This is a genomic window from Kitasatospora albolonga, assembly GCF_039535905.1.
Lineage (GTDB): Bacteria > Actinomycetota > Actinomycetes > Streptomycetales > Streptomycetaceae > Kitasatospora > Kitasatospora albolonga.
Window position 1 is genome coordinate 126474 of the sequence record NZ_BAAAYB010000120.1, and the last position, 25192, is coordinate 151665.

Here is a 25192-nt window from a genome sequence, read left to right on the forward strand (position 1 = left end):
GGGATCGCGATACCGAACTGTGACACTCCGTCGGTTTCACCACCCGCGCACGCCCCCTGCACGGAGCAACCGCAGGTCAGCGCTGGGTGATGGACCCCTGCTCGATCTGCTGGATCAGCCGCTTGAGCTGGGTGACCTCGTCCTGGAGGGCGCGGGTGCCGGCCGGTGTGAGGGAGAGCCAGGTGCGGCCGCGCCGGCCCTCGTAGCCCTTCTCGATCTCGACCAGCCCGGCCCTCTCCAGCACGGTGAGGTGCTGGCTGAGGTTGCCGGCCGTGAGGCCGAGCGCGGTGCGCAGGAAGCCGAACTCCACCCGGCGGGCCTGGTGGGCGACGGTGAGGATGCCGAGCCGGACGCGCTGGTGGACGACGTCGTCCAGGGCGGTGACGGGGTGCTGGTCGGCCGGGCGGGCCGTGGCGTCCCGGGCATCGGGGCCGTACGGGTCGGTCGGGTCGTTCGGGTCGTTCGGGCCGGTCATGCGGTGTCACGTCCGCGGCGCCGCTCGGCCAGGCCGAAGCCGAGCGCGGCGAGCAGCAGGAGCAGGCCCGGGAGGGCGAGGCGGGGGAGCGAGGCCCACGGCGAGGTGGCCGGGATGCCGGCCCAGCTGGTGTCCGGCCGCGTCAGTTCGACGGCCAGGTAGAGGGCGGTGAACAGCAGCAGGGCGCGGCTGCGCTCCACCCGGCACAGCACCAGCAGGGGGAGTCCGATGGTGACCGCGGTCCCGGTGAGCCGGGCGAGCAGGTCCGCCGCGACGGAGCCCTGGGCGAGGCTGATCCCCCAGAGGTCGACCGGCTCGCCGGGGCCCGGCATCCCGTGCCGGGTGCTCCAGAACTCGGTGGCACCGACCAGCAGGAGCAGGGCGGCCCCGGTGAGGACGTACGGCCGGACCGTGGTGCCGACGCCGCGTCGGCGGGCCCGGTGGAGGTAGAAGGCGGCGGTGGCGGTGTAGACGAGGGCGAACCCGATCAGCCAGTAGGCCGGAGAGCCCTGCGAGACCAGGGTGCAGTCGCCACCGGGGCCGGTGGCGTCCGGCCCACACGGGACGGCCCGCACGCTCTGGGTGAGGCGGTTGACCGCGATCCCGCCGAGCACCAGCAGGCCGAGCAGGAGGAGGGGGAACCAGGTGCCGCGCTGGGCGGCCCGGACGCGCCGGGTCAGGTCGCCGAGGGCGGCGAGGACGTCGTGTGGGGTGCCGTTCGGGGGCACCGCGGAGTCTGCCATGCCATCAGGTTTGCACTGCAAACCGAACGGCGGCAAGGGCCCTGCGGAGTCCTTCACCAACGGACCGTGACGTTCCGTCAGCCGCCGCCCCCGCCCCCGGAGCTGTCGCCGCCGCCCCAGGAGCCGCCGCCGTCGCCGCCCCAGGAGCCGGACCCCCCGCCGTCGTGGCCGGACCAGGAGCCCGGGTCCGCCCAGGAGCCGAATCCGCCGTCGTGCCCGCCGGCGTGGCTGCCGCCGGGGTCGGACCAGGAGCCGTCCGCAGCGCCTGTGGAGGGATCGGCCGTGTACCAGTCGTAGAGCGTCAACTCCCCCACCGCATAGGTGAGATCGGTCGCGCCGAGGCCGGCCCCGGCGGCCCCGCCGGCCACGGCGGGCCCGGCGGCGGCCCGCAGCCGCTCCAGCAGGGAGCGCCCGGAGGGGGTGAGCGCGGAGGGGCCGGGGGCGGTGGCCCGGCGCCAGAGGGCGCCCAGGGCGAGTAGCAGGACGAAGCCGCCCAGAGGCGGCAGCACCGGGTGGTGCGCCAGCAGCAGCCGCACCCAGGCGGTCGCCCCGAGCAGGGCGCCCAGGGCGAGTGCGGCCGTCATTGCACGCCGGGCCCGGACCGCCGCCCGCAGCGGCCGGGGGTCGTGCAGCAGCCCGCGCTCGACCAGGCGGGCGCCCACCCGGCGCACCGGGTGACTGGCCGTCAGGGCCCGCCGCAGCGGGACCGCGCGGGCCCGTCCGCTCGGCCCGGCCTGCCGGACCAGCTCCGCCTCGACCGGGTCCTTCGAGTGCCGGCGGACCACGGTGAGCCGCCCGTCCGGGGAGATCTCCAGCCGGCCGTCGTCCCGCATCCGGATGATCACGGTGTCGGCCACCAGGGCGGGCCCGCCCAGCAGGTGCGCCAGCTCCAGCTCGGAGAGCTCGGCCTTCAGGCGCCGGGTCGGCACGCGCTTGCGCGCCAGCCGGATCCTGGCCACGGTGGCCCGCAGGCCGGTGACCGCCACCAGGGCGGTGGCGGCGAGCAGTTCGGCGTACGGCAGCGTCCCGGCCACCTCAGCTGCCCCCGCAGCCGCCACCGCCGCCGCAGCTGCTCCCGCAGCTGCTGGAGGAGGATCCGCAGCTCGACGAGGACGAGGAGCCGCAGCTGCTGCTGCTCGACGAGCCGCAGCTGTTGGACGAGGAGGACCCGCAGCTGCTGGAGGAGGATCCGCAGCTCGACGAGGGGGTGTCCGGCGAGGAGCTGGAGCACCAGACGTAGCCGCTGGAGTCGGAGGAGGAGCCCGAGGAGGTGGTGGTGGAGGTCCTGGTCATCGCCTGCTGGGCGGCCAGGGCCTGCCGCAGCTCCAGGTCCTCCAGGGAGTCCAGGCCGTCCACCGCGACCGCGCCGAGCAGCAGCGCCCCGCCGAACACGGCGGCGTCGTGCGGTTGCCAGGGGCTGCCGGTGCGGATCAGCTCCAGCTGGCGGACGCCGGCCGGGGTGATCCGGGCCCGCTCGGGCTTGCTGACGGCCAGCCAGAACAGGCCCACCATCAGCAGGCCGAGGAAGGGGAAGAACGGGGCGGAGCGGGAGCCCTGCTCGGCCGCCGAGAGCCCGAGCCAGTCGATCGCGGCCAGGACGCCGAGGCCGATCACCACCAGCTGGACGAACCAGAACAGCCGCCTGGCGCCCATCGCCTTCCTGAACAGGTCGGGGCGCCGCATCAGCCCGCGGGCGGCCAGGCCGTCGCCGATCCGCTGGACGTGCTCGCTCCGGGCCAGCTCGCGGCGCACGGTCGAGAGGTCGGTGCGGCCGGAGGAGCCGGCCACGGTGATCAGGACGGCCTCGACCGCGTCCCGGGCGTTCCGGTCGGTGACCGTGACCTGGCCGGAGCGGGAGACGATCAGCCGTCCCTCCTGCTGCATCCGGACGATCACGGTGTCGACCACCCGGGCCGGGCCGCCGGCCAGGAAGGCGGCGTCCAGCAGCGGCTGGCCCCGGCCGGGCAGCCCCTGCGGCTGGGGCACCCGGCGCATCCGGCGCAGGCGGTTCTGGGCGTTGCACCCCGCGAGCAGCTGGGCTGCGGCGGCGATGCCGAACTCGGCGTACCACATGATGGGATCCCCCGTACGTGAAGTTTGAGCGTTCAGTTGCACCAGGGGCGCGGGGAACTGCGCGAGGCGGAAGGCGGACCAGTGCCAGATCGGGGCATGCGAGCCAGTTGCACGTGCTGCCGTTCCCCCGCGCGCAGTTCCTCGCGCCCCCGGGGTAGCCACTTACGCCAGCCGAACCGATTGCCGGGCGGGCCTCAGCGCCACCAGCGGCGTCGGGACGGTCCGGCGGGCCGGAGCAGGCGTTCCAGGGCGGGCCGCCAGGCGGCCTGCGGTTCGGCGGCCAGCGCCCATTCGGCGAAGGCCCGGGCATCGGCCCGGTAGCCGCCGGTCATCGGGCGGCCCTCGGCGTACCGGAGGAAGAGCCGGCCGTACTCGTGGCCGAGCAGCCGCTCCAGCTCCGGCTCCACCCGGGCCACGGTGTCCCGCCGCTTGTGCAGCAGGCCCCGGGCCTGGGTGCGGACCTGACCCTCGTCGAAACCGGCCGACACCGGGGCGCCGGCCAGCAGTGCGTCGAGCAACTCGCTCTGCCTGCGGGCGAGTTCGGCCCGGGCCAGGACCAGGGCCGGGTCGGCGCCGTGCTCCGGACCGGTGCCGGGGCCCTGGGTGGCCCCGGGCCGGACGAGGTACTCGTACTGCTCAGACATGGTGCGGTTCCCCCTCCAACACCTCACGGATCGCGTCGAGTTCGCCCGCCAGCTCGGCGGGCGGCGGGAAGTTCTCGTCCCGCTCCAGCAGCACGCCCGGTGGTACCGCCCTGGCGCGCAGTTCGGCCAGCACCTCCAGCACCGGGGCGGTCACCGGATGGGCGTGGGTGTCGTGCCAGACCCCGTCCCGCTCGATCCCGCCCGCCACGTGCACGTAGGCCAGTGCCTCCAGGGGCAGCCGGTCGAGCTCGGCGGCCACGTCCAGGCCCAGGTTGACCCGGTTGGTGTGCAGGTTGGCCACGTCGACCAGCAGCCGCACCCCGGTCCGCTCGACCAGCTCGGCGAGGAACTCGCCCTCGCTCAACTCGTCGTCCGGCCAGGCCAGATGGGCCGCGATGTTCTCCAGGGCCAGCGGCACCGGAAGCTCCTGCTGGGCGATCCGGACGTTCTCCGCGATCACCCGCAGCGCGTCCCGGGAGCGCGGCACCGGCAGCAGGTGCCCGGCCTCCCGGCCACCGGCCCGGACGAACGCCAGGTGCTCGGTGACCAGCGGCGAGCCGAGCGCCTCGGCGGTCAGCGCCAGCCGCTCCAGCCGGGAGCGGTCCGGCAGGTCCGCCCCGCCCAGGCCCAGCGCCACGCCGTGCGGCACCACCCGGACGCCGCGCTCGCGCAGCACCGTCAGGGAGGGCGGCAGCTCCCCGGCCCGGAGCTCGTCCGGGCAGAGGTTCTCCGCCACCACCTCGACCCAGTCCAGGCCGGGAAGCCGCTCGACGACGGTGTCGATCTCGGGGCGCCAGCCCACGCCGACCCCGAGCCGGGGGAGCGTCGTTGCGGTGGAGTTCATCGTGATCCGCCCCCTTCGGAGGGCCGCGCCGAGAGCCGGCGTCGTGGTGGATTCCAGTGGTCCGGCGGCTCCTTCGCGCGCCGTCCCGCTGCCTGAGGATGTATCCCGCCGGGGCGGCTGCCAACCCGCGTCCGGCATTCTCAGAGCTGAACTTGAGCTTTCCGGCACCGGGGGGAATTTCAGTGGACCGCAGGTGACGGGGAGACTAGCGTCGGCGGTCTATGACGATGATCATCCGCGACTTCCGCCCCGACGACGCCGAGGCCGCCGCCGCCTCCTACAGCGCCGGCCGCCCGCACCTGGTGATGTCCCCGAAGGCGGTGCGCCACCTGGTGGAGAGCGCCGCGCCGGAGCAGCACTACCGGCTGCTGGTCGCCGAGCTGGACGGCGAGGTGGTGGCCTCCGGGCGGGTCGGCCTGCACGCCTCCTCCTCGACCAAGGGCCAGGGCTTCGCCAACCTGAGCGTCAACCCCGGGGCCCGGGGCCGGGGAGTCGCCACCGCGATGCTGGCGGAGGCGGAGCGGCACCTGGCCCGGCACGGGGCCACCGTGATCCGCGCCTGGGTGGACGACGAGCCCTCCGCGACGGCCTTCGCCGAGCGGCACGGCTACCGGAAGGGCCGGGGCGCCCAGTTCGCCCACCTCGCGCTGACCGCCGCGCTGCCGCCGGTGCCCGCGCTGCCCGAGGACGTCACGCTGGCCACCGCCGCCGACTTCCTGGCCGACCCGTACCCGCTCTACCGGGTGGACGTCGACGGCACCCTGGACGAGCCGGGTGACGTGGACCTGGACGACTACTCGTACGAGGACTGGCTGGCCGAGGTCTGGGAGCGTCCGGACCTGGACCGCGAGCTCACCACGGTCGTGCTGGTGGACGGCGAACCGGCCGCGTTCAGCGCGGTGCAGACCGACGGCGGTACCCGCTACTGGTCGGCCTTCACCACCACCGCCGCCGCCCACCGGGGCCGGGGCCTGGCCACCCTGGCCAAGACCGACTCGCTGCACCGCGCGCTGGCCCGGGGCATCACCGACGCCTACACCAGCAACGACGCGACCAACGTGCCGATGCTGGCCATCAACGAGCGGCTCGGGTACCGGCGTTGCGCCGGCGAGTGGTCCTACACCAAGGAGCTGCGGGGCTGACTCAGCCCACGTCCACGCCGTGGGCCCGGGCCAGCCCGGCCAGCCCGTCGGACCAGCCCTGGCCCACGGCGCGCAGCTTCCACTCGCCGCGGTGGCGGTAGAACTCGGCGACCAGCATCGCCGAGACGCCCGGCTCGGCCGGGGGCTCGAAGGACCAGGAGTTGCCGTCCGCGGCCCGCACCTCAAGCTCGGCCCGGCCGAGCTCGGCGCAGGTGCTGGTCGAGTCGGCGTCCATGTTCACCGAGACCGCGACCCGCTGCACCGCCCCCGGAAGCCCGGGCAGCCGGACCAGCGCCGCCTCGGTGAGCAGCCCGTCCGCGCCGCGCTCCTTCGGACGGAGCGTCACCGCGCCGCCCTCGGCGGTGGGCTGGTGGTAGAAGACGAAGTCCTCGTCGCCGCGGACCGTGCCGTCCTCGGTGAGCAGCAGCAGCGTCAGGTCGGCCTCCGGGCCGGTGGAGGCGAAGCGCACCGAGAGCTCGGACAGGCCGGCGGCGGGCAGCACCACGTTCTGACCCGGGCTCAGGGCGGTGGCCTGCGGCACGGGCAGCACCCGGGTCCGGTCCTCGCGCGGCAGCGGCCGGTCCAGCTCCTCGCGCGGCAGCACCTGGGTGGCGTCCTCGCTGGTGGTGACGGCCGGCGGGTGTGTGGGACGGGGCGGGACCGCCGGGGCCGCCGGGGCCTCGGGCCCGCCGCCGAGGCGGCCGGGCAGGCCCTGCTCGTGCAGCAGCGCGAGCAGCATCGGCCCGTCCACCAGGGTCAGCGGCTTGCCCTCCACCCAGCGGTGCGAGTCCGGGCCGAACCCGGCCGTGGTGACCAGGATCCCCTTCTTCGCCCCGTGGTGGACCCGGGTCGCGTCCAGGTCCCGCACCGCCGTCGGGTCCACCGTGCGGCGGTAGCGCTTGGCCTGGATCACGATCAGCCCGCCCGTCACCGGATCGGGGTCCTCGGCGATCACGTCCACGCCCTGGTCCCCGCTGCGGGCGGTGGTGCGGGTGGTGAGGCCCCGCCGCCGGAACAGCTCGGCGACCAGCTCCTCGAACTCCAGCGGGTCCATGGTGAACAGGTCGGGGCCGTCCGCTCCGGCGGGCGGCGCCTGGTACGTCCCGACCTGCCCGGCCAGCCGTTCGGTGCGCACCTGCTCCAGCTTCTCCGGCTTGGCCGACAGCCGCCCGCGCAGCCCGTCCACCAGGCAGTCCAGGGGCTCCACCCGGTCCAGCGCGACCGCCCGGAACTCCTCCTGGCGGACCGTCACCGCGGCCAGGTACCGCTGCTCCAGCCGGCCGCTGGCCGGGTCGGCGCCCTCCACGTAGCCGTTCACCACCACCGAGGCCAGCAGCCCGCGCTGGTCGGCCCCGAACACCTCGGCCAGCACCCGCAGCACGCACTGGGCCAGCAACTCCCGGTAGAGCGACTTCCGTTCGGTGGCCGAGCGGGACACCTCGGACTCCCGGTCCTCGGCCTTCACGTACCGCACCCGGGCCACCGCCGGGACCACCTCGAAGCCCGGCAGCTCCCAGTCCACCACCAGCTGACGGGCCGCCGCGTCCCAGGCCACCTCGCAGTCGCGCGGGAACTCCTCCGGCCAGTCCGAACGGCTCCGCAGCGCCGTCTCGAACAGGTCCGCCACCGCCTCCGCCGACCCGGCGTCCAACTCCGCCGCCAGCCGCGCGGCCTGGCCCGCCCGGTCGGCCGCCAGCCGGTTGTTCTCCGCGACCCAGGCGTCGTACTGCGCCCGGTACGCCGCCAGGTGGTGCAGCCGCTCGCCCTCCGCCCGCTGGGCGGCGTGCCAGTCGTACTCGAACCGGGAGCGGGCCTGCGCGGCCTGCGCGTCCCACTGCCGCCGCGCCCCTTGGTCGTACGCCTGCGGGCCGGTCAACGGTGGCACCAGGTACCGGTGCTGATCGGGCATCGGCACCGGCTGCCCCAGCGGCCCCGGGTCGAACGGCGGTGGCTGGAAGGTTCCCTGAGCGTCCGTCAGCCGGAAGGCCCGCCCCGACAGCCCCCGCGCCAGCACCCCGCGCAGCTCCGCCACCTGCTCGTCCAACTCGGCCGTCCGCCGGGCCGCATCCGCCTCCCGGCCCTGGTGGTACGCCTTCAGCGCCTCGCGCTCCCCCTGCGCCGCGGCCCGCTGCGCCTCCCGCTGCTCCCGCTCGAACCGCCGCTGCGCCGCCACCGCGGCCCGGCGCTGCTCCTCCTGCCGGCGGGCCTGCTGCCGCTGCGCCTCCGCGATCATCGCCAACATCCCGGAGCCGCCTCGCCTGGCCATTCCCGTCCCCTCCCACCGACCCGAACGATCAAGTCTGGCACGCCTCCGGGGTCACGCCCACCCCCGGGATCCGTGCACGTCCGACGGGCCGGGCGGCCCCGTGCCGGTGGGGCCCGCGCAGCACGGAACCCCTGCGGGAGGCTCCGTCGTGCGAGCCTCCCGCAGGGGTTCCGGTGGGGTGCGGCTACTCCGCGGGGCGGAGCGTCAGGGAGATGCTGTTGATGCAGTAGCGCTGGTCGGTCGGGGTGCCGTAGCCCTCGCCCTCGAAGACGTGGCCGAGGTGGCCGCCGCAGGTGGCGCAGCGGACCTCGACCCGCTTCATGCCCATCGAGGTGTCCTCGATGTACTGGACCCGGTCCTCGGCCAGCGGGGCGTAGTAGGACGGCCAGCCGCAGTGGCTGTCGAACTTGGTCTCGCTGCTGAACAGTTCGGCCCCGCAGGCGCGGCAGGAGTACACGCCGACCGTCTTGGTGTCGGTGTACTCGCCGACGAACGGGCGCTCGGTGCCCGCCTCGCGGAGCACGTGGTACTCCTCGGGGCTGAGCTGCTCGCGCCACTCGGCCTCGGTCTTCTCGATCTCGTAGCTCACGGGTCTCTCCTCCTGGAGGGTTCAGGCAGAGGGTGCAACACCGGCGAGCCGAGAAACGATCTCCGGCCCGAGGTCGGTCACGTCGCCCGCGCCCATGGTGAGCACCAGGTCGCCCGGCCGCGCCAGCGAGGCGAGCACCGCCGGAGCGTCCGCGAACACGTGCTCGGCCCGGACGTCGGCGCCCGCCCGGCGGGCCGCGTCGATGATCAGCTCGCTGGTGACGCCGGGGACCGGGTCCTCGCGGGCGGGGTAGATGTCGAGGACGACGGAGGCGTCGGCCAGCGCCAGCGCCTGCCCCATCTCCTCGGAGAGCTGCTGGGTGCGGGAGAACAGGTGCGGCTGGAAGACCACCAGCACCCGGCCCTCGGCGGCCTCCCGGATCGCCTCCAGGTCGGCGGTCATCTCGGTCGGGTGGTGGGCGTAGGAGTCGATCACCTGGACCCCGCCGGCCTCGCCCTTGAGCTGGAGGCGGCGCTTGACGCCGGTGTAGGAGCCGAGCGCCTTGGCCAGGTCCGCGGCCGGGACGCCGAGGGCGACGCCGGCGGCCAGCGCGGCCACCGCGTTGTGCGCGTAGTGGCGGCCGGGCACGGAGACGGTGAAGGTCAGCTCGGTGCCGTCCAGAAGGACCGTCACCTCGCTGGTCATGCCGTGCGGCGTGACGGCCAGCACCCGGACGTCGGCGTCCGCGGCCTCGCCGTAGGTGACCACCCGCAGGCCGTCGCGGCCGCGGACCCGGCCGGTGAGCTCGCGGGCGCCGTCCTGGTCGGCCGAGACCACCAGGGTGCCGCCGGGCACGATCCGGCCGACGAAGGTCTCGAAGGACTCGTGGATCTCGTCCATCGAGGCGTAGTTGGCGTGGTGGTCCAGCTCCACGTTGAGGACGATCGCGACCTCGGGCGCGTACTTGTGGAAGCTGCGGTCGCTCTCGTCCGCCTCGGCGACGAAGATCTCGCCCGCGCCGTGGTGGGCGTTGGAGCCCGGCCCGTCCAGGTCGCCGCCGATCGCGTACGAGGGCTCCAGACCGAGCTCGCCGAGCGAGACGGCGAGCATCGAGGTCGTGGTGGTCTTGCCGTGGGTGCCCGCCACCGCCAGCGCGCGGCGGCCGCCCATCAGGGCGGCGAGCGCGTCGGAGCGGTGCACCACCGGGACGCCGCGCTCGCGGGCGGCCGCCAGCTCGGGGTTGTCGGCCCGGATCGCGCTGGAGACCACCACGCTGCTCACCCCGGCGGGCAGGTTCTCGGCCGCGTGACCGACCGCGACGCCGGCGCCGAGCGCGCGCAGCGCCCGCACGGTCTCGGAGTCCTTGGAATCGCTGCCGGAGACCCGGGCGCCGCGCACCGCGAGGATCTTCGCCAGGCCGGACATCCCCGCGCCACCGATGCCGATGAAGTGCGGGGCGTGCAGGTCGTGCGCGGCGTCGTTCAAGGAGTGCTCCGTCGTACCTCGGTGCTGTCAGGGGCAAGGACGATTCTGCCCTAACTCAGGCGCCGCCCCGTGCGGGCTCAGGAGTCGCTGGCGAACAGCTTGAGCACCGGCACGCCCACCTTGTGCCGGGCCTGCGAGGCCCAGTCGCGGTGGAAGAACTCCTCCACGAAGTGAGGCGACGTCAGGACCAGTACCTCGTCGGCGGCGTGCTCCTCGACCACCTCGCGCAGCCGGTCCAGCGGATCCTCCTCGACCACCTCGCCGACCGCTTCGGCCCCGGCCCGCTGGAGGTGGCGCAGGCTGTGCTGGAGCGATTCGCCCGCCAGGGTGGGGGCCTCCTGCTCCTCGCGCTCGTGCACCGCCTTCTCCAGGTGGCCGAGGGCCACGTCGTCGAGGGCGCGCAGCAGTTCGCCCTGCTTGCCGCGCGGCTGGATCAGGACGACGAAGGAGACCTCCTCCTCGCCGTGGAGCGTGGTGACCAGCTCCACGTCGGCGTCGGAGAGCGCCTTCTCGATCATCAGTACGGTCTTGAACACGTGCGTCCCTTCGCAGGTGCAGGCCCCCGGGCGGTGTCCCTTCCCGACTCCCATAGTGCCCGGAGGATGCTTTCCTCACGCTGCACACGCGCCACATGGGCCACGGTGCGATTCGGATCACTGCGGGGTGGGGGCGGGGCCTTCCAGTCGCAGGTAGCGGCTGAAGAGGAAACCTTTCTCCTCGATCAATGAGAGCAGCCGCATCGACTGCGTGTCAGACATTTCCGCATTGTGGAGGATTCGTGGCGCGTCGCCGCCGGTGAGCAGGGGGGCCAGCGAGAGGCAGAGTTCGTCCACCAGCCCGGCCGCCGTCAACTGCCCGAGCAGCCGGGGGCCGCCCTCGGTGAGCTGCCTGGTCCAGCCCCGCGCGGTCAGCTCCTGCTGAGCCAGCGTCAGGTCCACGTCGCCCTTCCCGGCCACGATCAGGTCGGCCACCCGGGCCACCGCCGCGCGGGCCTCGGCGGGGGAGTCCTCGGTGGTGACCACCACCGTCCGGACCAGCGGCTCGGTGAACAGCGGTGCGGAGAGCGCCAGGCCCAGACTCCGGCTGACGACCGCGATCGCCGGGGCGGGCTCCTGCCCCGCCGCCGCCCGGGCCGCCGCGAACTCCCTGCGCGCCCGGGCCGGCCGGTACCCCTCGGAGCGGACCGTCTCGGCCCCCACCAGCACCACGTCGCTCAGCGCCCGCAGCACCCCGAAGATCCGCTTGTCGGCGTCCCCGGACAGCCCCTCCGAGACGCCGTCCAGCCTGGCCCCGCCGTCCAGCCCGGAGACCATGTTGGCCCGCAGCCAGGGGCGGCCGCGGTTCACCTGGTCGGGGTACGCGTAGACCTCGGCGAGCGCCTCCAGGGAGTGGAGGTCCTCGTACCTGACGCCGTTCGGGCTGATCAGCTGCTGCATGAGGTCGAGTCTTCCACGGCCGGTACCCTCTACTAACGTGCCCGCAGCCTCCCGCCCCGATGCCATAGCGACCGACGCCCCGACCGCCGCTCCGATCGCGCTCACCTCCCGCCGGCCGGTCGTCCCGGCCGAGCGCCTGGTCGCCGAGATGGTGCCGCCGCCGCGCTTCGCCGACGTGAGCTTCGGCAGTTACAACCCGGACCCGACGCAGCCCAGCCAGTACGAGGCCGTCCAGGTCCTGGAGGAGTTCGCGGCGGGCATCCAGGCGGCGAGCGCTCCGGCGAAGAAGGGCTGGTTCCGCCGCTCCGCCCCCGCGCCCACCGGCCCGGCCGGCGTCTACCTCGACGGCGGCTACGGCGTCGGCAAGACCCACCTGCTGGCCTCGCTCTGGCACGCCACCCCCGGGCCCAAGTCCTTCGGCACCTTCGTCGAGCTGACCAACCTGGTCGGCGCCCTCGGCTTCCAGACCGCCGTCCAGACCCTCTCCACCCACCGGCTGCTCTGCATCGACGAGTTCGAGCTCGACGACCCGGGCGACACGGTGCTGGTCTCCACGCTGCTCAGCCGCCTGGTCGAGAACGGCGTCAAGCTCTGCGCCACCTCCAACACCCTGCCCGAGAAGCTCGGCGAGGGCCGCTTCGCCGCCGCGGACTTCCTCCGCGAGATCCAGGGCCTCTCCGCACACTTCCGCCCGCTGCGGATCGACGGCCAGGACTACCGTCACCGCGGCCTCCCGGACGCCCCGCCGCCGTACTCGGACGAGGCCGTCACCGCGCGGGCCGGGGAGACGCCGGGGGCGGCGCTCGACGACTTCGACGCGCTGCTGGAGCACCTGAAGGTCGTCCACCCCAGCCGCTACGGCGCGCTGCTCGACGACGTCCAGGCGGTCTTCCTGCGCGGCGTGCACCAGGTCGACGACCAGTCCACCGCGCTGCGGCTGGTGGTCCTCGCCGACCGGATGTACGACCGGGAGCTGCCGATCACGGCCTCCGGCCTGCCGTTCGACCAGGTCTTCCCGGAGGAGCTGCTGCGCGGCGGCTACCGCAAGAAGTACCTCCGGGCGATCTCCCGGCTGGTCGCGCTGGCCCGCGACAGCGCCGCCTAGGCAGTCGGCCCGGCAGGGCAGCGCCTGGGGCCGAAGGCCCCAGGGGCGCGGGGAACTGCGCGCGGGGGAACGGCAGCACGTGCAACTGGCTCGCCTGCCCCGATCTGGCCCTGGTCCGCCTTCCGTACTCGCGCAGTTCCTCGCGCCCCTGAGCACTTGCCCTACCGGGCGTCGCCGAAAGGGGCTCAGGCGCAGAGTTGGCTGGCCGTCACCGGTTGGAGGCCGAGGCGGTGGAGGCCGTCGAGGAGGCCGGGGAGGGCGTCGACGGTGCCCTGGTGGCCCATGTGGAGGGCGACGACGGAGCCGCTGCGGACGGAGCGGAGCAGGCGGCGCTGGAGCAGGTCGGCGCCGGGATCGGCGTAGTCGTGCGGGTCGACGTCGAAGGACAGGCAGTGCTCGTAGCCGACCAGCCGGGCCTGTTCCCGGACCACCCGGCTGGCGTACTGCGCGGCGGAGGGCCGGAACCACCGCCCGATCGAGCCCGTCAGCCGGCGCAGCCGGTCCGCGCACTCGGCGATCTCCGCGTGCACCTGATCCGGCGTCAGCGCGTTGAGGTCCCGGTGGTTCTGGGTGTGGTTGCCGAGCTCGTGGCCGCCCCGCAGTATCCGCTCGGCCATCTGGGGCTGCTGGTCCAGCCAGCGGCCCACCGCCAGCACGGTGAGCTTGACGCCGTGCGCCTCGGCCCGTTCCAGGAGGGCGGTGGCCTGGGCCGGGTCGCCCTCGCCGTGGAAGGTCAGGGCGATCTCGGAGCGGGTGCGCGGCCCGTTGACCACCTCCACCGGGGTGCCCGGTGCCAGCGGGGCGAAGGCCGGGACCACCGGCGGGCGGCTGGCCGCGGGGGAGGACGCCGGCGTCGCCGAGGGCACGGGGGTGGGCGTGGGGGAGGGCGGCGGGGAGGCCGGGCCCTCGGCCACCGGGGGCCCGGAGGCGGAGCAGGCGGACAGGGCCCCGAGGGCGGCGGCGGTGGCCAGTCCCGCGGCGGAGCGCAGCACGGTGCGGCGGTCGGCGTTCATCGCGGCCAGCTTAGGGAGCGTGGAACTCCCGTACGACTCGGGTGCGCCGAGCGGACCATCCGGGCCTCGATCGTGAACGAAGCTGACCAGACCAAAAGTTGACGGTCCGTGGCCAAGAGTTGACCACTCTGCGGGAGAGTCGTGGGCCGGACCGCTCCTAGGGTCGGCCCCATGCCCCCTGAGCTGCTGCGCCGGCCCGTGCCCGGCCATCCCGTGCTGCCCGTCCTCCCGTACCGCAAGCCCACCAAGGGCCGCGACTACTGGGTGCTCGACGACGTGCTGCCCGACCCGGACGAGGTCCGCGCCCGCTGCCTGGCCGTCGAGGAGTGGGAGGAGGGCTACCCGCACAAGCCCGAGGCCTGGCCCGGGCTGCGCGCCATGCCGGCCCTGCTGCCGGACGAGCTGGCCCTGGTCGAGGCGAAGGTCCGCAGGGCCACCGGCGCCTCCCGGATCTGGGCCCTGGGCGAGGCCGAGGGCGGCACCTTCAACCACAACTGCGTCCAGGTGGTCGGTGCGGGGGAGAGCGAACCCCGGCCGCACACCGACTCCCGCGCGCTCTGCCGGTACGCCGCCGTGCTCTACCTCAACCCCACCGTGCCCGCCCGCTGCGGCACCAGCTTCCACCGTCAGAGCCTCCCGGGCGGACGCCTCGGCGGGAACCAGGTCACCGCCCCGCACAACAGCCTGGTCGACGCCCTCGGCACCCGCTACGTCCCCGCCGGCTCCTTCACCGAGGACCTCGCCGTCCCGCACCGGTACAACCGGCTGCTGCTCTACACCGCCAACCTGATCCACACCGCCACCGAGTACTGGGGCGCCACCCTGGAGGAGAAGCGGATGACCGCGGTCTTCTTCTGGATGGCGTGACCCGGCGTCGGCTCACTACGGTGCCGGGATGACCACCTCCACCGAACCCTTCCCGTCCCGCCCGCTCCGTGAGGTCCGGGCGGTGTACGTCTGGCAGGTCGGCTGCCCCTCGGACTTCGCGGACGTCACGGTGGACTTCGAGCCCTGGGAGCCGGGCCTGGCATTCGAGACCGCGCCGGAGGCGGAGGCGGAGGCGCCGGACGGCTGGTCACTGGAGGAGCTGTACGGAGCGGTCGCCGAGGGCGTCCGGGAGGAGCTGGCCGAGCTGGGGCTGGCTCCGGCCGTCGTGGTGGTGCTCCGCCGGCTGCGGGTCCACGAGGTCGACTCGAGCGAGCGCTCCTTCCGCCGGGCGGGCCGGCTGCTGGTCCGCAACGCCTTGGCCGCCCGGCCCTGAGCAGCGGCGCTCGGGGATTGTCGGTGGCTGGTCGTACGGTGGTGGCGTGCGTCCCATCACGAAGATCGAGCGTTCCACGGCGCCCTTCGAGGTCGTCAGCCCCTACCAGCCCAGCGGTGACCAGCCGGCGGCCATCGCCGAGCTGGAGCGCCGCATCCGCGCGGGCGAGAAGGACGTCGTCCTGCTCGGTGCCACCGGCACCGGCAAGTCCGCGACCACCGCGTGGATGATCGAGAAGCTCCAGCGCCCCACCCTGGTGATGGCGCCGAACAAGACGCTCGCGGCCCAGCTGGCCAACGAGTTCCGCGAGCTCCTGCCGAACAACGCGGTCGAGTACTTCGTCTCGTACTACGACTACTACCAGCCCGAGGCCTACGTCCCGCAGACGGACACCTACATCGAGAAGGACTCCTCGATCAACGAGGAGGTCGAGCGCCTGCGCCACTCCGCGACCAACTCGCTGCTCACCCGCCGCGACGTGGTCGTGGTCGCCTCGGTCTCCTGCATCTACGGCCTCGGCACGCCGCAGGAGTACGTCGACCGGATGGCCCAGCTGCACGTCGGCGAGGAGGTCGACCGGGACGCGCTGCTGCGCCGCTTCGTCGACATGCAGTACACCCGCAACGACCTCGCCTTCACCCGCGGCACCTTCCGGGTCCGCGGCGACACCATCGAGATCTTCCCGGTCTACGAGGAGCTGGCGCTCCGGATCGAGATGTTCGGCGACGAGATCGAGGCGCTCTACACGCTGCACCCGCTCACCGGCGAGATCATCAGCCAGAACGAGTCGATGTACGTCTTCCCCGCCTCGCACTACGTGGCCGGCCCCGAGCGCCTGGAGCGCGCGGTGAACGACATCGAGAAGGAGCTGGAGGAGCGGCTCGCCGTGCTGGAGAAGCAGGGCAAGCTGCTGGAGGCCCAGCGGCTGCGGATGCGCACCACCTACGACATCGAGATGCTCCGCCAGATCGGCAGCTGCTCCGGCGTGGAGAACTACTCGATGCACTTCGACGGCCGCGAGCCCGGATCCCCGCCGAACACGCTGCTCGACTACTTCCCCGACGACTTCCTGCTGGTCATCGACGAGTCGCACGTGACGGTCCCGCAGATCGGTGCGATGTACGAGGGCGACGCCTCCCGCAAGCGCTCGCTGGTCGACCACGGCTTCCGGCTGCCCTCCGCGCTGGACAACCGCCCGCTCAAGTGGGAGGAGTTCCAGGAGCGGATCGGGCAGGCGGTCTACCTCTCGGCCACCCCCGGCAAGTACGAACTGGCCCGGAGCGACGGCGAGGTCCGGCAGATCATCCGCCCGACCGGCCTGATCGACCCCGAGGTGATCGTCAAGCCGACGGAGGGTCAGATCGACGACCTGGTGCACGAGATCCGCAAGCGGATCGAGAAGGACGAGCGGGTCCTGGTCACCACCCTCACCAAGAAGATGTCCGAGGACCTGACGGACTACCTGCTCGGTCTCGACATCCGCGTGCAGTACCTGCACAGCGACGTCGACACCCTGCGCCGGGTCGAGCTGCTCCGCGAGCTGCGGGCCGGCAAGTTCGACGTCCTGGTCGGCATCAACCTGCTCCGCGAGGGCCTCGACCTCCCCGAGGTCTCCCTGGTCGCGATCCTGGACGCGGACAAGGAGGGCTTCCTGCGCTCCGGCACCTCGCTGATCCAGACCATCGGCCGCGCGGCCCGCAACGTCTCCGGCCAGGTCCACATGTACGCGGACCGGATCACCCCCTCGATGGAGCTGGCGATCGAGGAGACCAACCGCCGCCGCGAGGTCCAGCAGGCCTACAACACCGAGCACGGCATCGACCCGCAGCCGCTCCGCAAGAAGATCGGCGACATCCTGGACACCCTCTCCCGCGAGGACCTGGACACCGAGGAGCTGCTCTCCACCGGCTACCGCCAGTCCGGCAAGGGCAAGGCCCCGGTCCCCGCCCTGGGCGCCGACCGCAAGCCCGCCAAGAGCCTGCCCGCGGCCGAACTCGCCGATCTCATCCAGCAGTTCACCGACCGCATGCACGCCGCCGCCGCCGACCTCCAGTTCGAGCTGGCGGCCCGCCTGCGCGACGAGATCGGCGAGCTGAAGAAGGAGCTCCGCCAGATGCGCGAAGCCGGCATGGCCTGAAGCCCTCCGGTCACCTCCGTGCCCCGTGGCACCTCCGCGTCGGTGGGCGCGCCACGGGGTACGCCCCTTGCACGGGGCGGATGCCCGCAGGCCATAGGGTTGGGGGCCGTGGGCTCCGTGCCCGCGCAGGGGGCCTCGGCCGGGGGACGGCAAGGGGGTGTCCGCCGTTGCGCCGGTCCGGTGGGTGGGCCGGGCCGAGGAGAGAGGGCATTGCCGTGTCGGTGAACCTGGCCAAGGGCCAACGGGTGAGCCTGCAGAAGAGCTCGGGCGAGTCGCTGTCGGTGGTCCGGATGGGGCTGGGGTGGAAGGCGGCGCCCAAGCGCGGGCTGTTCGGCAGTCGCACCCGTCAGATCGACCTCGACGCCTCCGCGCTGCTGTACGCCGAGCGCACCCCGTCGGACGTGGTCTTCTTCCACCACCTGGTGAGCAACGACGGCTCCGTCCGGCACACCGGGGACAACCTGATCGGCGGGGTCGGCTCGGAGGACGACGAGTCCATCCTGGTGGACCTCGCCCAGGTCCCCGTGCACATCACCCAGGTGATCTTCACGGTCTCGTCCTACACCGGTCAGAGCTTCGCCGAGGTGCAGCAGGCGCACTGCCGCCTGGTGGACGAGTCCACCGGCCAGGAGCTGGCCCGCTACGAGCTGACCGGCGGCGGCCCGCACACCGGCCAGATCATGGCCAAGGTCTACCGGGACGGCGTCGGCGGTTGGGGGATGCAGGCGATCGGGGCACCGGCCAAGGCGCGCACCTTCCAGGACATGCTCCCGGCGATCGAGCCCTTCCTCTGACGGCGCGCCAGGGGGAGTTCTTTACCTTCTTTACCTTTCCTTGGTTCTTCTGTTAGCCTCGGTGGAACGGAGGGGAGTATTCCCCCGCAGTGTCCCCGTCATCACGGGCGCCGAAGTCGGTGCCCCGGGGCGCTGGTCCGTGGGCCAGGCGGAGCCGGCCCGACGGGCGGAAGAGACCTCCGGCAGTGACGATGACTGTCTCTCGCCTACCTGCCGGAGGAGCAGCTAAGTGGACGTTTCCGTGGGCCTGTGGGTCGGGACGATCGGGGTGCTCGTCGCCCTGATCGTGGCCGACTTCTTCATCGGTGGCCGCAAGCCGCACGAGGTCTCCATCAAGGAGGCCGGGATCTGGACCACCGTCTGGATCGTGCTGGCCATCCTGTTCGGCGGGTTCCTCTGGTGGTACGGCGGTTCGCAGCCGGCCGGCGAGTTCTTCGCCGGGTACATCACCGAGAAGTCGTTGAGCGTCGACAACCTCTTCGTCTTCATCCTGATCATGGGCAAGTTCGCGGTGCCCAGGATCTACCAGCAGCGCGTGCTGATGGTCGGCGTGATCATCGCGCTGGTGCTCCGGGCGGTCTTCATCGCCGGTGGCGCCGCCCTGGTCTCCGAGTTCTCCTGGGTCTTCTACATCTTCGGCGCCTTCCTCATCTGGACCGCGTACAAGCTGGTCAAGGAGGCCATGGGCGACGACGAGGAGGAGGAGTTCGAGGAGAACCGCCTGCTCAAGTCGATCGAGAAGCGCTTCCCGTCGACCGACAAGTACCACGGCACCAAGCTGACGATCCGTGAGAACGGCAAGCGGCTGATGACGCCGATGCTGATCGTGATGCTCGCGATCGGCACCACCGACGTCCTGTTCGCCCTGGACTCGATCCCGGCCATCTTCGGCCTGACCCAGGACCCGTACATCGTCTTCACCGCCAACGCCTTCGCCCTGATGGGCCTGCGCCAGCTCTACTTCCTGATCGGCGGCCTGCTCAAGAAGCTGGTCCACCTGAGCTACGGCCTCTCGGTGATCCTCGGCTTCATCGGCGTGAAGCTGGTGCTGCACGCCCTGCACGAGAGCGGCGTCCACGTCCCCGAGATCAGCATCCCGGTCTCCCTCGGCGTCATCTGCGGCGTCCTGGTGATCACCACCATCACCTCGCTGATGGCCTCCCGGAAGCAGGAGAGGGCCGAGCGGGCGGAGTCCAAGGACGAGATCGACGCCTGACGCTCCACCACCCCCAGAACGGCAGGGCCCCGACCAACCCACCTCAGGTCGGGGCCCTGCTTCATGCCGTCCGGCCGCGGAACGCCGGGTACCCCGGCAGCGGGGGCACGTCCCAGTCGTACGCGTCCAGCAGCAGCCGCACGGTCCGGGTGAAGGCCGGCAGTCCGTCCAGGGTGCTCGCCGTCTCCCAGCGGTGCCGCAGCAGCTGACGCTTGGTGGGGACCGGGCGGCGGGTGCGGTGCATCGGGGCGTCCTGCGCCACGGCGCCGGCCAGCATCCGCACCGTGGCGTCCGTCGTCCAGACCGCGACGGCCTGGGCCATCCCGATCTGCCAGGGCTCGTCCTCGGCCAGCTCCGGATACACCGTCACCACCTCGTCGCGGAAGGTCCGTTCGACCTCGGCGGCCAGGCCGTCCGGAAGCCGGAAGACGCACCAGCAGGTGGAGAACGGCATCCGGCAGTACGCGGCGGTCAGGAAGACCGACTGGTAGCAGGCCCCCTCGAAGTCGATCAGCCGCAGGCCGTCGGGCGTCAGCAGGTTGTTGTCCGGGCACGTGTCGCCCGGTGTGAACGCGGGGTGGGCGTCGGCGCCCACCGCCGCGATCCCGGCCAGCTCCCCGGCCAGGCCGGCCGGTACGGGCAGCCCCAGGTCGTCGAGCAGGGCCGGCAGTGCCGCAGCCTGGTCGGCCAGCCACGGCAGGTCCTCCCACGGCGGCCGCCCCCGCCCGTACCGGGCCGCCAACGGCGCGAGCTCGCCCCGCCGCGGCACCGAGGCGGCGGCCAGCCGCCCGAGGCCGCGGGCCCACGCCAGCAGCCCCTCCCCGGCGGCCCGCGGGTCGTCGCCCAGCAGCACGTCCGCCAGCGTCGGCGCCTCCCCGAGGTCCTCCATCACCAGCAGCGGCAGCTCCTCGTGCACCCCCAGCAACCCCGGCCCGGCCAGCCCGAGCGACAGCCCGGCCGCCTCCGCCGTGAACCCCCGCAGCGCGTGCTCGCCGTCCCCGAAGGCCTTCACCACCACCGTCCCGCCCCCGTCGGTCCGGCACCGCACCACCGTGCTCCGCCGGGATCCCCCCAGGTCCACCGGCTCGGAGAGCCTGGCCCCGAGCACCTCCCCGCCCGCCCGCAGAATCGCATCCATCCCGGCATCCTGGCAGCGCCCCGCTCCGGCCCGCAGCCGCTTTCCGCCCGGTGAACGGCACGGGTGAACGGCACGGGTGAACGGCACGGGCCCCGACCCCCTGCCCGGAGATCGGGGCCCGCTGCCGCAGGGGCGTCACCAGCCGCGGGCGCGCCACTCCGGGAGGTGGGGGCGCTCGGTGCCGAGGGTGGTGTCGTTGCCGTGGCCGGGGTAGACCCAGGCCTCGTCGGGGAGGACGTCGAAGAGCTTCTCGGTGACGTCGCGGTAGAGGGTCTCGAAGGCGGCCGGGTCGCCCCAGGTGTTGCCGACGCCGCCGGGGAAGAGGCAGTCGCCGGTGAAGACGTGGGGGTGGCCCTGGGGGTCGTCGTAGACCAGGACGATGGCGCCGGGGGTGTGGCCGGTGAGCTGACGGACGGTCAGCTCGACCCGGCCGACCGTGACCACGTCGCCGTCGTCGAGGGGGAGGGCGGTGGGGACGTCGATGGCCTCGGCGTCGATCCGGCCGGCCGCGGTGCGGGCGCCGGTGGCCTCGACGACGGCCGCCAGGGCGCCCCAGTGGTCGTGGTGGCGGTGGGTGGTGACGACGGTGGCCAGCTCGGGGCCGACGGACTCCAGCAGGACCTCGGCGTCGGCCGCCGCGTCGATCAGCAGCTGCTCGTCGGTGGCCCGGCAGCGCAGCAGGTAGGCGTTGTTGTCGTGGGGCCCGACCGCGACCTTGGTGATGATCAGGTGGGCCAGCTCCCGCACGTCCGGCGGTCCGCCGACCTTCACCGCTCCGTGGTACGTCATCCCGCTGCCGCTCCTCGCTCCTCGGTGGCCGTCTGGGTGCCCATCATGCCCGCTCAGCCCATCGCCGGGAGGGTGGGCAGCGGACCCGAGGAGGACAACGTCGAACCGTGGCTCCGGCCGGAGAGCCAGGCGACCAGCTGGCGGACCGGGCCCTCGACGGTGACCGGGGCGTCGGCGGCGCCCGCCACGGTGGCCGTCGCGCCGGTGTCGGTGGCGGTCAGGCGGAGCTCGGGCAGGCCGTCGGCCTTCTCGAACAGGGCGGCGAGGCGCGGCAGTTCGGCCGAGGCGAAGTCGAGCGGCCAGTCCGCCGGGGTGTAGCCGGCGGCCAGGTCGACCAGGTGGTACTCCACCTCCATCAGCCGCTTCCGGGGCAGCTCGTGGGCCGGGAAGGTGTAGCCGAAGCGGTGCTTGAGCGGGGTGCTCCAGTCGTCCTCGGTGAGCCGGGCGGCGGCCTCGGCGAAGCGCCGGTGGCTGGCCCGCAGGTCGTCCCAGTGCTCGGCCAGCGGGCGCGGGGCGTCCCGCTCGATGTCCTGCTCGCGGGCCTCGTGGGAGGCGTACTGCGGGGTGTCGCTGCCGGTGGAGGCGTTGTCCAGCAGGTTGACCAGGGAGTCGGCGTTGCGGGAGAGGTGGGCCAGCACGTGCCCCCGGGTCCAGCCGGGGAGGCCGGAGGGCTGCGGCACCTGCTCGGGGTCGAGTTCGGCGGCGACCCGGAGGAGGGCCGCGGTGGAGGCCTCGACGGCGGCGAGGTCGGCGGCGGCGCGGGTGGCCGCGGCGGCGTTGTCAGTGGTGTCGGTCATGGTGGGGTGAGCACTCCCGGTTCCGAGGGCCGCAGGCGTTGCCCGGAGGGCCGCGCCTCGTTGACACGGTGGACGCTACCGGCGGCCACGGGCGTGAGCAGCGGGTTTTCCGCGGGGCCGCGCCAGGGGCCCGGTCGGGCCGTCACTCGTTCGGGTGGACCGGGCTGGACATGGTCGTTATTCGAACGCCTGAGCTAGTAGGCTGACGGGCGCACACTGGAAGAATTCACCCGATTGCGCTTGTTGGTCCCAAGCAGTGGGCCACGCAGCCCTTCCCAGCCACCCTCCCTCGGAGAAAGGCGCCAGAAGCAGTGGCCGACCGCCTCATCGTCCGCGGTGCTCGCGAGCACAACCTCAAGAACGTCTCGCTCGACCTGCCGCGGGACTCGCTCATCGTCTTCACCGGTCTCTCCGGGTCCGGCAAGTCCTCGCTGGCCTTCGACACGATCTTCGCCGAGGGCCAGCGCCGCTACGTCGAGTCGCTGTCCTCCTACGCCCGCCAGTTCCTGGGCCAGATGGACAAGCCCGACGTGGACTTCATCGAGGGCCTCTCCCCGGCCGTCTCGATCGACCAGAAGTCGACCAACCGGAACCCGCGCTCCACCGTGGGCACCATCACCGAGGTGTACGACTACCTCCGCCTGCTGTTCGCCCGGATCGGCAAGCCGCACTGCCCGCACTGCGCGCGCCCGATCGCCAAGCAGTCCCCGCAGGCCATCGTCGACCGCGTGCTGGAGCTGCCCGAGGGCACCCGCTTCCAGGTGCTCAGCCCGGTGGTCCGGGAGCGCAAGGGCGAGTTCGTCGACCTCTTCGCCGACCTGCAGTCCAAGGGCTACGCCCGCGCCCGGGTGGACGGCGCCACCGTCCAGCTCACCGAGCCGCCGACGCTCAAGAAGCAGGAGAAGCACACCATCGAGGTGGTGGTCGACCGCCTCACCGTGAAGTCCACCGCCAAGCGCCGGCTGACCGACTCGGTGGAGACGGCGCTGCGGCTCGGCGGCGGCATGGTGGTGCTCGACTTCGTCGACCTCGCCGAGGACGACCCGGAGCGCGAGCGGATGTACTCCGAGCACCTCTACTGCCCGTACGACGACGTGTCGTTCGAGGAGCTGGAGCCCCGCTCGTTCTCCTTCAACTCGCCGTTCGGCGCCTGCCCCGACTGCTCGGGCCTGGGCAGCCGGATGGAGGTCGACCCGGAGCTGGTGATCCCGGACGAGGAGAAGTCGCTCGACGAGGGCGCCATCCACCCGTGGTCCCAGGGCCACACCAAGGAGTACTTCTCCCGGCTCACCGACGCGCTGGCCGGCGAGCTCGGCTTCCGCACCGACATCCCGTGGGCCGGGCTGCCGCAGCGGGCCCGCAAGGCACTGCTGTACGGCCACAAGACCCAGGTCGAGGTCCGGTACAATAACCGCTACGGGCGCGAGCGTTCGTACACCGCGCCGTTCGAGGGCGCCATCCCGTTCGTGACGCGCCGTCACTCCGAGTCGGAGAGCGACAGCAGCCGCGAGCGCTTCGAGGGCTACATGCGCGAGGTGCCCTGCCCGACCTGCCGCGGCACCCGGCTCAAGCCGGTGATCCTGGCCGTCACCATCCTCGACAAGTCGATCGCCGACGTCTCCGCGATGTCGATCGCCGACTGCGCCGAGTTCCTCGGCGCCATGAAGCTCAACGCGCGGGACAAGCAGATCGCCGAGCGGGTGCTCAAGGAGGTCAACGAGCGGCTGCGCTTCCTGGTCGACGTCGGCCTGGACTACCTCTCGCTGAACCGCGCGGCCGGCACCCTCTCCGGCGGCGAGGCCCAGCGCATCCGCCTGGCCACCCAGATCGGCTCCGGCCTGGTCGGCGTGCTCTACGTGCTGGACGAGCCCTCCATCGGCCTCCACCAGCGGGACAACCACCGCCTGATCGAGACCCTGGTCCGCCTGCGCGACATCGGGAACACGCTGATCGTCGTCGAGCACGACGAGGACACCATCAAGACCGCCGACTGGGTCGTCGACATCGGCCCCGGCGCCGGTGAGCACGGCGGCAAGGTGGTGCACTCCGGCTCGCTCAAGGAGCTGCTGGACAACGAGGAGTCGATGACCGGGCAGTACCTGTCCGGCCGCCGCTCCATCCCGACCCCGGCGGTCCGCCGCCCGCGGGACAAGAAGCGCCAGCTGGTGGTGCACGGCGCCCGCGAGCACAACCTCCAGGACGTCACGGTCGGCTTCCCGCTCGGCACCTTCACCGCGATCACCGGTGTCTCCGGCTCCGGCAAGTCCACCCTGGTCAACGACATCCTCTACACCCACCTCGCCCGGGAGCTGAACGGGGCGCGCAGCGTCCCCGGCCGGCACACCCGGATCACCGGCACCGAGCTGGTGGACAAGGTGGTGCACGTCGACCAGTCGCCGATCGGCCGCACCCCGCGCTCCAACCCGGCCACCTACACCGGTGTGTTCGACAACATCCGCAAGCTCTTCGCGGAGACCCAGGAGGCCAAGGTCCGGGGCTATCTCCAGGGCCGGTTCTCCTTCAACGTCAAGGGCGGCCGCTGCGAGCACTGCTCGGGCGACGGCACCATCAAGATCGAGATGAACTTCCTGCCCGACGTCTACGTGCCGTGCGAGGTCTGCCACGGCGCCCGGTACAACCGGGAGACGCTGGAGGTGCACTACAAGGGGAAGTCCATCGCCGAGGTGCTGGACATGCCGATCGAGGAGGCCATGCACTTCTTCGAGGCCGTCCCCTCGATCGCCCGCCACCTGCGCACGCTCAACGACGTCGGCCTCGGCTACGTCCGGCTCGGCCAGTCCGCGCCCACCCTCTCCGGCGGCGAGGCGCAGCGCGTCAAGCTCGCCTCCGAGCTGCAGAAGCGCTCCACCGGCCGGACGGTCTACGTGCTCGACGAGCCCACCACCGGTCTGCACTTCGAGGACATCAGCAAGCTGATCAAGGTCCTCGACGGCCTGGTGGAGAAGGGGAACACGGTCATCGTCATCGAGCACAACCTCGACGTCATCAAGACCGCCGACTGGCTGGTCGACATGGGTCCAGAGGGCGGCTCCGGCGGCGGCACCGTGGTCGCCGAGGGCACGCCGGAGGAGGTGGCCGCCGTGACGGCCAGTCACACCGGCAAGTTCCTGCGGGACATCCTGCTCCCGGCCGCCCCGGTGCCCGCCCAGGCGACCAAGGCGGCGAAGAAGGCCGCCGCGCCCAGGAAGCGGGCGGTGGCGAAGAAGTAGCCGCGAAGAAGTAGCCGCGGCAGCAGTGCGAGAAGGGCCGCTCCCACGGGGCGGCCCTTCCGCCGTCCCGGCATA

21 protein-coding genes and 1 pseudogene are annotated in these 25192 nt (G+C 72.9%); 8 read left to right on the forward strand and 14 right to left on the reverse strand.

Features of this window, described 5'->3' with window-relative positions; genetic code table 11:
• Positions 1 to 76: 76 nt before the first annotated feature.
• The 5 genes and pseudogenes from ABD946_RS29655 to ABD946_RS29680 form a co-directional block, all read right to left on the reverse strand.
• Positions 77 to 475, reverse strand: a complete 399-nt coding sequence (locus tag ABD946_RS29655) for a winged helix-turn-helix domain-containing protein (protein ID WP_345288620.1) — start codon at positions 473 to 475, stop codon at positions 77 to 79.
• Positions 472 to 1218, reverse strand: a complete 747-nt coding sequence (locus ABD946_RS29660) for a hypothetical protein (protein ID WP_345288621.1) — start codon at positions 1216 to 1218, stop codon at positions 472 to 474. Before ABD946_RS29660 ends, ABD946_RS29655 begins: the two co-directional genes overlap by 4 nt.
• A 77-nt stretch (positions 1219 to 1295) precedes the next feature.
• Positions 1296 to 2252, reverse strand: a complete 957-nt coding sequence (locus tag ABD946_RS29665) for a TIGR04222 domain-containing membrane protein (RefSeq protein ID WP_345288623.1) — start codon at positions 2250 to 2252, stop codon at positions 1296 to 1298.
• A gap of 1 nt (position 2253) precedes the next feature.
• The gene (locus ABD946_RS29670) at positions 2254 to 3291 is read right to left on the reverse strand and encodes a TIGR04222 domain-containing membrane protein (protein ID WP_345288624.1); all 1038 of its coding nucleotides are present in this window, start codon (positions 3289 to 3291) and stop codon (positions 2254 to 2256) included.
• Between the two features lie 194 nt (positions 3292 to 3485).
• Positions 3486 to 4779: pseudogene (locus tag ABD946_RS29680) on the reverse strand (MbnB/TglH/ChrH family RiPP precursor modification enzyme).
• 221 nt (positions 4780 to 5000) lie between these two features.
• Here ABD946_RS29680 and ABD946_RS29685 point away from each other — a divergent pair.
• Positions 5001 to 5921, forward strand: coding sequence for a GNAT family N-acetyltransferase (locus tag ABD946_RS29685; RefSeq protein ID WP_345288627.1), 921 nt, complete (start codon positions 5001 to 5003; stop codon positions 5919 to 5921).
• Between the two features lies 1 nt (position 5922).
• Here ABD946_RS29685 and ABD946_RS29690 read toward each other — a convergent pair whose 3' ends face one another.
• The 5 genes from ABD946_RS29690 to ABD946_RS29710 form a co-directional block, all read right to left on the reverse strand.
• On the reverse strand, positions 5923 to 8187 hold the full coding sequence (locus tag ABD946_RS29690; RefSeq protein WP_345288629.1) for a restriction endonuclease: 2265 nt from the start codon (positions 8185 to 8187) through the stop codon (positions 5923 to 5925).
• A 184-nt stretch (positions 8188 to 8371) separates the two neighbouring features.
• Positions 8372 to 8776 carry a peptide-methionine (R)-S-oxide reductase MsrB gene (gene msrB / locus ABD946_RS29695; protein WP_345288630.1) on the reverse strand — a complete coding sequence of 135 codons (405 nt, stop codon included), beginning with the start codon at positions 8774 to 8776 and terminating at the stop codon, positions 8372 to 8374.
• Positions 8777 to 8797: 21 nt separating this feature from the next.
• On the reverse strand, positions 8798 to 10201 hold the full coding sequence (gene murC / locus ABD946_RS29700; protein ID WP_345288631.1) for a UDP-N-acetylmuramate--L-alanine ligase: 1404 nt from the start codon (positions 10199 to 10201) through the stop codon (positions 8798 to 8800).
• Between the two features lie 77 nt (positions 10202 to 10278).
• A complete protein-coding gene (locus tag ABD946_RS29705) occupies positions 10279 to 10737 on the reverse strand; it encodes an indole-3-glycerol phosphate synthase (RefSeq protein ID WP_345288632.1) in 459 nt (152 codons plus the stop codon).
• A gap of 117 nt (positions 10738 to 10854) precedes the next feature.
• On the reverse strand, positions 10855 to 11637 hold the full coding sequence (locus tag ABD946_RS29710; protein WP_345288633.1) for a pyrimidine reductase family protein: 783 nt from the start codon (positions 11635 to 11637) through the stop codon (positions 10855 to 10857).
• Here ABD946_RS29710 and zapE point away from each other — a divergent pair.
• On the forward strand, positions 11636 to 12742 hold the full coding sequence (gene zapE / locus ABD946_RS29715; RefSeq protein ID WP_345288634.1) for a cell division protein ZapE: 1107 nt from the start codon (positions 11636 to 11638) through the stop codon (positions 12740 to 12742). The two genes, ABD946_RS29710 and zapE, sit on opposite strands and share 2 nt — an antisense overlap.
• A gap of 185 nt (positions 12743 to 12927) precedes the next feature.
• Here zapE and ABD946_RS29720 read toward each other — a convergent pair whose 3' ends face one another.
• Complete coding sequence (locus ABD946_RS29720; protein ID WP_345288635.1) at positions 12928 to 13755, reverse strand: polysaccharide deacetylase family protein; 828 nt, start codon at positions 13753 to 13755, stop codon at positions 12928 to 12930.
• 171 nt (positions 13756 to 13926) lie between these two features.
• Here ABD946_RS29720 and ABD946_RS29725 point away from each other — a divergent pair, with 171 nt between their 5' ends.
• From ABD946_RS29725 to ABD946_RS29745, 5 genes are all read left to right on the forward strand, one after another.
• The gene (locus tag ABD946_RS29725; protein ID WP_345288636.1) at positions 13927 to 14622 is read left to right on the forward strand and encodes a DUF6445 family protein; all 696 of its coding nucleotides are present in this window, start codon (positions 13927 to 13929) and stop codon (positions 14620 to 14622) included.
• Between the two features lie 28 nt (positions 14623 to 14650).
• Entirely contained in the window at positions 14651 to 15016 is a 366-nt protein-coding gene (locus ABD946_RS29730; protein WP_345288637.1) for a hypothetical protein, read from the forward strand.
• 46 nt (positions 15017 to 15062) lie between these two features.
• On the forward strand, positions 15063 to 17153 hold the full coding sequence (gene uvrB / locus ABD946_RS29735; RefSeq protein WP_345288638.1) for an excinuclease ABC subunit UvrB: 2091 nt from the start codon (positions 15063 to 15065) through the stop codon (positions 17151 to 17153).
• A gap of 215 nt (positions 17154 to 17368) precedes the next feature.
• A complete protein-coding gene (locus tag ABD946_RS29740; protein WP_345288639.1) occupies positions 17369 to 17947 on the forward strand; it encodes a TerD family protein in 579 nt (192 codons plus the stop codon).
• Positions 17948 to 18176: 229 nt separating this feature from the next.
• On the forward strand, positions 18177 to 19163 hold the full coding sequence (locus ABD946_RS29745) for a TerC family protein (RefSeq protein ID WP_345288640.1): 987 nt from the start codon (positions 18177 to 18179) through the stop codon (positions 19161 to 19163).
• A 61-nt stretch (positions 19164 to 19224) separates the two neighbouring features.
• Here the strand turns inward: ABD946_RS29745 and ABD946_RS29750 are convergent, their stop codons facing one another.
• From ABD946_RS29750 to ABD946_RS29760, 3 genes are all read right to left on the reverse strand, one after another.
• Entirely contained in the window at positions 19225 to 20301 is a 1077-nt protein-coding gene (locus ABD946_RS29750) for a hypothetical protein (protein ID WP_345288642.1), read from the reverse strand.
• A gap of 135 nt (positions 20302 to 20436) precedes the next feature.
• The gene (locus tag ABD946_RS29755) at positions 20437 to 21090 is read right to left on the reverse strand and encodes an MBL fold metallo-hydrolase (protein ID WP_345288643.1); all 654 of its coding nucleotides are present in this window, start codon (positions 21088 to 21090) and stop codon (positions 20437 to 20439) included.
• Between the two features lie 53 nt (positions 21091 to 21143).
• Positions 21144 to 21887, reverse strand: coding sequence for a maleylpyruvate isomerase family mycothiol-dependent enzyme (locus tag ABD946_RS29760; protein ID WP_345288644.1), 744 nt, complete (start codon positions 21885 to 21887; stop codon positions 21144 to 21146).
• A 311-nt stretch (positions 21888 to 22198) separates the two neighbouring features.
• Here ABD946_RS29760 and uvrA point away from each other — a divergent pair, with 311 nt between their 5' ends.
• On the forward strand, positions 22199 to 25117 hold the full coding sequence (gene uvrA / locus ABD946_RS29765; protein ID WP_345288645.1) for an excinuclease ABC subunit UvrA: 2919 nt from the start codon (positions 22199 to 22201) through the stop codon (positions 25115 to 25117).
• Positions 25118 to 25192 lie beyond the last annotated feature (75 nt).